Raw genomic sequence first — 7,514 nt, 5'->3', positions numbered from 1 at the left:
GAACGGCGGATCCTCGAACTGATCGCCCAGGGCATGACCAACCGCCAGATCGGCGAGGAAATGTTCCTCGCCGAGAAGACCGTCAAGAACTACGTCTCCAGCCTGCTCTCCAAGCTCGGCCTCGAACGCCGGACCCAGGCCGCGATCCTCGCCACCAAGCTCCTTAGCCCCGACCACCCGAGCTGACGACGGTCGCTCGCCGATCGGCTGGCCGCGGACGAGGCGGAAAGCCGAGCCTCGGTCACCGGACGACGACCACGGGGCAGTTCGCGTGGTGGACGCAGTACTGGCCGACGGAACCGAGTAGCGCCTCGGCGAAGCCGGCGTGCCCGCGGTTACCCACCACCAGCAGTTGCGCGTCGCGCGCCTGCTCGACCAGCACCTGGCTCGCTGCCCCTTCCACGACGTGGCGGCGGACCGTCACGACCGTCTCACCGGCGAGCACCTCACCGAGAGTCTCGCCCAGCACCGTGCCAGCGGTGCCTTCGACGTCGAAGTCCCCCGGAGGCGGTGCGTAGCCGAACATGACGACCGGGTGCCAGGCGATCACCGCATCAACGACCGCGCCGGTCAGCCGCGCCTGGCGCAGCGCCCACCCGAGCGCCGTCTTCGACGCCTTCGATCCGTCGACGCCGACGACGATGCGCCCGCCGCCGACTCCTGCCTCAGTCATGGTTGCTCCTCGGAGGTCTGGGGTCCGGACGACTCCATCCTGCGACGTAGGTCCGGTGGCCCGCTGCGGTCGCTGGACCCGGCCGGCCGGGTCTTCGGTCCTGTCCGGCCAGCCGGCTGGCTCTCCTCCTCACCGCGGACCCGCAGCACCGCACAGACCGCGTACCCGGCGACGACCATGGCAGGGTGGACGGCCCGCCGAATGGACGCGCGGGCCTGGACTGTGACTGCGGCAGGAGCTGTGCTGACGTTTTGCTGACGCGGGGCGGCGAGGATGGTGGACCAGTGCGCCGTGGTGACCGGCGGCCGTCCCTCCCACGGCCGGTCTCCGGACGTCGTGGCCGCACCGGAGGGCCGGCAGAGAGGCGTATGTGCCACCGGCATGCCCTGAACCCCTCCGGGGCTGAGAGTCCGTGGAGAGCGATCGCTGGCGAGGAGACGACGACGTGGCGAACCATCAAGCGCGCAGATCGATCCGTCGACGGGATCCGTCCAAGACCCAGCTCGTCGGTCCGGGCGAGATCGTGCTGATGCGTGACGGTAGGCCGAGGGTCGTCGATGCGACGACCTTGGCCGAGGTTGATCCCGTGATGCTCGACGGTGCTCCGACATGGGCCCGCACCGCCGCGGAACCGTCGAACGCGTTCACCGACGCGTGGGTCGCCTATGCCGGCTGGACCGATACCACCGGAACCCCGATCACGTCGTTCACTGTGGAGTTGCTGGTGCCGCCACCGCCCTCGAACATCGCCGGTCAGCAGGTGTCCCTGTTCCCCGGCATCCAGAACTCGGACAGCCTCCTGGCGCCGGCACTGGTCTGGTATCCCGCACCGAAAGGTCCGGCCTGGACGATCGGCAGCTACTATTTGTCGGCCGGCGGGTCGATCAGTTTTGGCAGTGGCTTAACCTACGTCTCCCCGGGGGACGAGCTCACCGCCTTCATCAACCACAACTTACGGTCAGACGGAAGCTACACCTGCGGCTTCGTCGGGGTGAACGCGACGATCCTGCCGATTCTCACCGTCGAAGAGCTGACGTGGTGCACGGTGGGGCTGGGAGCCTACCTCGTCAACCAATGCGACCAGTACCCGGCGGCCCAGCGCACGACCTTCCAGAACATCTCGATCCAGACCGGATCCTCGGCCCCGACTCTGGCCTGGACCGCCACCAATCAAGTCACCAACTGCGGTCAGTCGGCGCAGGTACTGAGCAACGCCAACCCCGGCGGCGCCATCGCGCTGAACTACGCTCCTCCGCCGGATACGCGGTCCGGATGGGGATGGACCACGATGGTCCTCCCAGCGGGCATGATGCAGTCCGGTCCCGTCGGCGTGCTCTCGGCGCAGACCGCGAGCGGAGCGCCGTCGTGGCCCTCCGTGTTCCTGCTGGGCACCTCCGGCTCCTCGAACCCGCCGGTGGACCTGTGGGTCGGGACCTGGGACGGCGACGCGTGGTTGTGGACGAACGCCGGGTCCCCTCCCGCCGCCGTCCTGGCCGCCGAGGGCGGGCTCGGGGTGGTCGCCGTCGACGCCGACGACGGCGGGCAGGTACCGTACGCCTTCGTCCTGGACGACGACGGCGGCGCGTGGGCCTGCTCCGTACAGAACGGCCGATGGCAGTGGACGAACCTGGGGATCCCCCCGCCACCGCCTGGCGGTGGCGCCGTCGGGATCGCGTCGGGTATCGGTGCGCTCTCCGTTCAGGGCGCGCCACCGGCACCCGCGTGCCCTTACCTGTTCGTACTGGGCAACGACGGAGTGGTGTGGCAGTCCCAGTGGGACGGCACCGCGTGGCAGTGGAGCAGCGTGGGGTCCCCCGGGGCGGCGGTGCGTGCGCCCGTGGGTGTCCTGACCGTCCGCAACACCCCCGCCGAGCAGCAACGGCCCTACGTGTTCCTCCTGCTCGAGGACGGCACCCTGTGGCAGTACTGGTTTGACGACACCCTCTGGGCCGGGGGCAGCATGGGAGCCCCGCCGGGCGTCAGCCTGGCCGCAGCCGTCGGAGCGATCGGGACGACCGACGACGCGCCGCTCGCCTACGGCCCCTACGCCTTCCTCATCGGCACCGACGGCAACCTGTACTGCAACTGGTGGAACGGAACCATCTGGCAGTGGAACGCCATAGGGCCCCTGCCCGAGCTCGACTTTCGTACCGGTATCGGGGTGGCCGCGTGGGGCATCGACAGCTACCTGCCGGCAACCTTCATGCTCGACGACCGCGGCAACGCCTGGTCCGTGCGCTGGGACGGCAGCCCGGATCACAGCGGAATCACCGTCTGGGTCCCCCTGGACCCCTCGGGGAGCTTCAGTGTTGCCTCGGCGCCAGGCGTCACAGCAGCCCGCGACCAGCCGACGGCCGGGCTGCGTCCCTACGTCTTCCTCTCGGACACCAGTGGCGCCATGGGCTGCAGCTGGCTGGCTCAATAGGGTGCCGTCCCCGGGCTGAGTCAGCCCTCACCTCAGCTGGCCGACGGCGCCCAGCGCCCGCAGGGCATCGCGTTGGGCGTCCGTGACGCCGACAGCGCCGTCGATGAGCATCCCCCGGTAGGGGCCCGGGGGGCGCAGCGTGGTGGTGCAGGCGCCGGTCTCGAGATTCCACAGTCGGATAGTGCCGTCGGCGCTGCCGCTGGCGAGTACCCGGCTGGCCGGGTCGGTCGCCACGGCGAACACACCTCCGCCGTGACCGGCCAGCACGTGGCGCTGCTCGCCGGTGGCGGCGTCCCAGACGTGGACGTCCCCGTCGAGGCCGCCCGCGGCGATCCACCGGCCGTCCAAGCTGCGGGCCACCGACATGATGTAGGTGGTGGGCCCGCGCAGCACGTGCCGCAGGACCCCGGTCACCACGTCCCACACCCGCACCGTGCAGTCGGACCCGCTGCTGATCAGGATCGTGGCGTCCGGGCTCAGCAGCAGATCGGTGACGACGGAGTCGTGCCCGTCCAACGTCGACAGCAGCTGGCCGTCCATGGCGTCCCACAGGCGGATCGTGAACCCCTCACCGGGAGTTACCAGGACCGGACGGTGGCGACCGGGCGTCCTGCCCAGCGCCACGGGCGAGGCGAAGTTGTCCGGTCCCGGCCGCAGTTGGAGAAGGCGCTCGCCGGTCACGCTCCACACGGTCGCGGTGCCGCTGACGTCGCCCGCCGCGGCCAGGCGGCCGTCCGGGCTGAGGCACACCTGGTACAAAGCCGCCGGGGAGCCCGCCAAAGTTCGCAGGAGCTGGCCCTGAGCCGACCACACCCGGACACTGCGGTCGTTCCCGCCGCTAGCTATGAGCGTCCCGTGGTGGTCGAGGGCGACGGACACCACCTCTCCGAGGTGCCCTCGCAGCTCGTGGCGGACGGCGCCCCGGCCGACGTCCCACATCCGCACCGTCTGGTCGTGATGGGCGCTGAGCAGGGTCGTGCCGTCCGTGGTCCAGACGAGCGACCAGACCCAGGCGGTGTGCCCCCGGCGGACGGCCACGGGTCGGCGGGACGCGACGTCCCAGAGCCTGAGCGTGTGGTCGTACCCGCCGGTCGCCAGCCGGTCTCCGTCCGGGCTGAACCGGGCGGAGCTGACGTGCGAGGTGTGGCCATCGATCAGTCCGGCGGGCTGCTGGCCGGTCACGTCCCACAGCCGGACAGTGTGATCCCAGGACGCGCTCGCCAGGAGCTTGCCGTCCGGGCTGAAGGCAAGTGAGGACACGGCGTACGTGTGGCCCTCCAGGACCGTGAGCAGTTCCTCGGGACGGATCCGCCACAGCGCGACCGTCCCGTCGAGCCCCGCGCCGGCGAGTAGGTCACCGTGCGGGCTGAAGGCGACCGCCATCGCCCGGTCGCTGAGCTGGAGCAGCGTGGTGAGCAGTTGTCCGTTTCGCAGGTCCCACAGGCGGACGGCACCGTCTTGGTCGCCGCTGGCCAGCAGGTCGCCGTCCGGATGCAGGGCCAGGGCGAAGGAGGGGCCGCCGGGCCCGTGCATCTGCCGGAGCGGGGTTCCGTCCGCGGACCGGATCCGGATGACGGCGTCATAGTCGCTGCTGACCAACGTGCCGTCCGGGCCCCAGGTGACGGCGACCAGCCCGGTACGATGAGCCGCCTCGAACAGCTTTGGCGGTCCCGGGACATCGGGGCCGACGGAGCGCTGCCGATCGTCCACCTGGTGCACGTGGAGGACGCCGTCCATCGCCACGGTGGCCACCCGCGTCCCGTCGGGGCTGAACGCCACGCCGTTGACGGCGCCGGTGTGCCCACGGAAGAGGCGGGTGAGCCGGCCCTCCGGGGCCGACCACAGGCGGACGCTGCCGTCCGTGGCGCCGGCGGCCAGGAACGTCCCCCCGGGGTCGAAGGCGATCGCGGTGATCGGGGGCATGTCCTCGGTGAAGAGACCGCCCCGTAGGTCGGCGCGGCGCAGGTCCACTTCCGCGGCGCGCACCCCGCGCAGGTCCACGCTGCGCACGGCGAGGTCGTGCAGGTCCAGCCCGGTCAGGTCTGCATCGAGTGCCACGAGCAAGGTCAGCACATTGCCTGCCGCGTGGCCGGCCGCCAGCTCCGGCCGCGCCCGCAGCTCGTCCGGGAGCGCCCGCAGCCGAGCCACCAGCCCGTCGTGCCCCAGCCGTGCGACCAACTCGCGAACCAAGGGGGCGACGCTCAGCCGCTGTTGCGCCTGCCGCACGTGCTCGCTGGTGTGCGTACACGACAGCGCGTGCCGGCCGAAGCGGTCGATACCCCCGTCGGTGACCTCCCGTGCCATGGTGGCAACGAGGACATCCGTGGCGTACTCCATGACGACGCTCTGCAGCAGGAAACGGTCTCGGGAGCGTTCCAGCAACGACCGCCGGCGCAGCCAGCGCAGGGCCTCCAGGACCGCCCACCACGGCTCGCGGTCGGACAGGTGTTCGCGCAGGTGCTGCACGGTGACCGGTGACCGTTCGACCGCGAGCCACATCATCACGTCGCGTTCGAGCGGGGTCAGGCGCGCGAACTGCTGTTCCAGGACGGCGCGGATGTCGTCGAACACCGGCGCCCCCTGGCCGAGGAAGGCGCGCACATCACCGCCGAAGAATTCGCGCACGGTGGCCGCCGCGACCTCCAGGGCCAAAGGGTTGCCCGAGTAGCGTCGCACCAGGTGGGCGGTGTTGCGCTCGTCGACGACGCCCCGAGGACGCAGCATCGCCAGACCGGCCCCGACGGACAGCCCGGGCAGGCGCAGAATCCGAACCGGACCCGGATCGGAACCCACGACACTGCGGCCGGGCCGCTCGGCTTCCCGCTGGTCGGCGGCGGCCGGCGCTAGCTCCAGCGGCTGCTCGCGGCTCGTCACGACGACCGCGCTCCGGTGCGGCTCCGCCGCGACGCGCTCCAGGAACCGCCCGTAAGGCTCCATCTCGGAGCGGTAGATGCCGGCCCGGGCGCCCGGTTCCAGGACGCTTTCGGCGTTGTCCAGCACTATCAGGCAGCGCCGGGCGTGCAGGACGTCCATCAGGACGTCGGTCAGGGCGTCCAGTTGCGTGCGGCCGACACGGGGCGGGGTACCGGCGCCGGGGGCGAGCGCCTGGAGACAGGCAGCGAGAGTCTCCTCCGGTGGCGGCGCGTTGCGCAGCGACCACCAGACGACGCCCTCGAAGGCGTCACTGACGGTCGCGACGAGCTGGGCGGCCACAGCGGTCTTGCCGATCCCGCCGAGCCCGACGACACCCACCAGCCGGCAGGCGTCCTCGAGGAGCCAGCCTCGCAGCGTGTCCAGCGCCCCCGCGCGTCCGAACAACGGGCCTACCTGCGGAATGTGTTGCACCCCTGTCGCGGGTCGTCCGCGGGGCGCTCGGAGGTCGCGGCGCTCGCCGCCCGAACGGATGCGTGCCATGAGCGCGCTCGTCGCGTCGTCCGGCTCCACGCCGAGCTCGGCGGCCAGGGCCGCCCGGCACTCCTCGTAGAGCGCGAGGGCGGCCGCCGGCTGCCCGGACGCCGCCAGCAGGCGCATGCCGTGGCGGTAGGCGTTCTCGTTGAACGGGTCGAGCGTCACCCATCGGCGGGCGTGCACCAATGCCTGCGCGATGTCACCGCACTCGTCGTAGTAGGCGGTCAATGCCGCGACGGCGTCGACTACCTCCTGGTGGAGGCGCAGGCGCGCCTGCCCCAGCCACTCGTCGAACAAGTCGCTGCCCGGGATCGTCCACCCGTCCAGGAGGGCCCCCCGGTACAGCGCGACGGCCCGTTCGTTCGCCCCGGCGGCGCCGGCGGGGTCGCCGGCGCCGCGGTGGCGCCCCGCGTCCGCCAGATGGGCACGCAGCATCGTGACGTCCACATCGCAGGTTGCGGGGTTGAGCTCGACGGACCGGCGGTCGACCAGCAGGAACGGCGCCCCGCCCGACGCCGTGGCCGCACCCAGTGACTGCCTCAGCTGGAGCAGGGTCTGCCGGAGGTTGTGCCGGGCGAGCGGCTCGGCCAAGTCGGGCCATAACAGTCCGGCCAGACGGGTCCGCGTGACAGCGCCGCCGTCCACGGCCAGAACGCTCAGTAAGGCCTCGGTGCGGATACTCCGGAAGGCCTTGGCCGGCTGGTCGTCCACCATGACCGCGAGCCTGGGTAGCAACGAAATGCGCAACGACGGCACGCGGCGACCCCCAGTACTCCTGCCGGTCGTCGGCCCGGTGACGACCTACCAAGCGGACGCGCGGGCCCGAACTGTGTCCGTGGGCACGGAGCCGTGCTGACGATGCCCTGACGCCGCGTGGCGAGGATGGGAACCGGCTCGCCAAGGTTACCGCCCCGCCAGACGCATCGTGGGCACCAGCGAGGGCTGGCTGACCGAGCTGAGCGTCAGCGAGCTGCGCGATCTGATCACTCTTTCTCCCGACGCGGTATC

General features: G+C 71.4%; 4 protein-coding genes. 2 read left to right on the top strand and 2 right to left on the bottom strand.

Translation table 11 applies throughout. The features are described 5' to 3' along the window. Positions 1 to 186, top strand: a 186-nt coding sequence (locus ACIBZJ_RS42350) for a response regulator transcription factor (RefSeq protein WP_395939273.1), incomplete at its 5' end; no start/stop codon positions are given. A 55-nt stretch (positions 187 to 241) separates the two neighbouring features. Here ACIBZJ_RS42350 and ACIBZJ_RS42345 read toward each other — a convergent pair. Then, positions 242 to 673 carry a universal stress protein gene (locus tag ACIBZJ_RS42345; protein WP_395939272.1) on the bottom strand — a complete coding sequence of 144 codons (432 nt, stop codon included), beginning with the start codon at positions 671 to 673 and terminating at the stop codon, positions 242 to 244. 445 nt (positions 674 to 1,118) lie between these two features. On the opposite strand from ACIBZJ_RS42345, the gene ACIBZJ_RS42340 reads away from it, so the two are divergent. Then, a complete protein-coding gene (locus tag ACIBZJ_RS42340) occupies positions 1,119 to 3,098 on the top strand; it encodes a hypothetical protein (protein WP_395939271.1) in 1,980 nt (659 codons plus the stop codon). A gap of 27 nt (positions 3,099 to 3,125) precedes the next feature. Here ACIBZJ_RS42340 and ACIBZJ_RS42335 read toward each other — a convergent pair whose 3' ends face one another. Continuing rightward, positions 3,126 to 7,220 (bottom strand): BTAD domain-containing putative transcriptional regulator, encoded by a 4,095-nt coding sequence (locus tag ACIBZJ_RS42335; RefSeq protein WP_395939270.1) that lies wholly within the window; start codon positions 7,218 to 7,220, stop codon positions 3,126 to 3,128. Positions 7,221 to 7,514 lie beyond the last annotated feature (294 nt).

Origin of the sequence: Cryptosporangium sp. NPDC051539, assembly GCF_044454545.1 — a bacterium.
Taxonomy (GTDB): Bacteria; Actinomycetota; Actinomycetes; order Mycobacteriales; family Cryptosporangiaceae; genus Cryptosporangium.
The sequence above is the reverse complement of the archived record's forward strand: the minus strand, read 5'-3'. Positions and strand labels throughout refer to the sequence as shown.

Bases quoted from the DNA above. Each gene is read 5' to 3' on its own strand.
- ACIBZJ_RS42335 (WP_395939270.1), bottom strand. From the start codon at position 7,220: ATGGTGGACGACCAGCCGGCCAAGGCCTTCCGGAGTATCCGCACCGAG.
- ACIBZJ_RS42345 (WP_395939272.1), bottom strand. From the start codon at position 673: ATGACTGAGGCAGGAGTCGGCGGCGGGCGCATCGTCGTCGGCGTCGAC.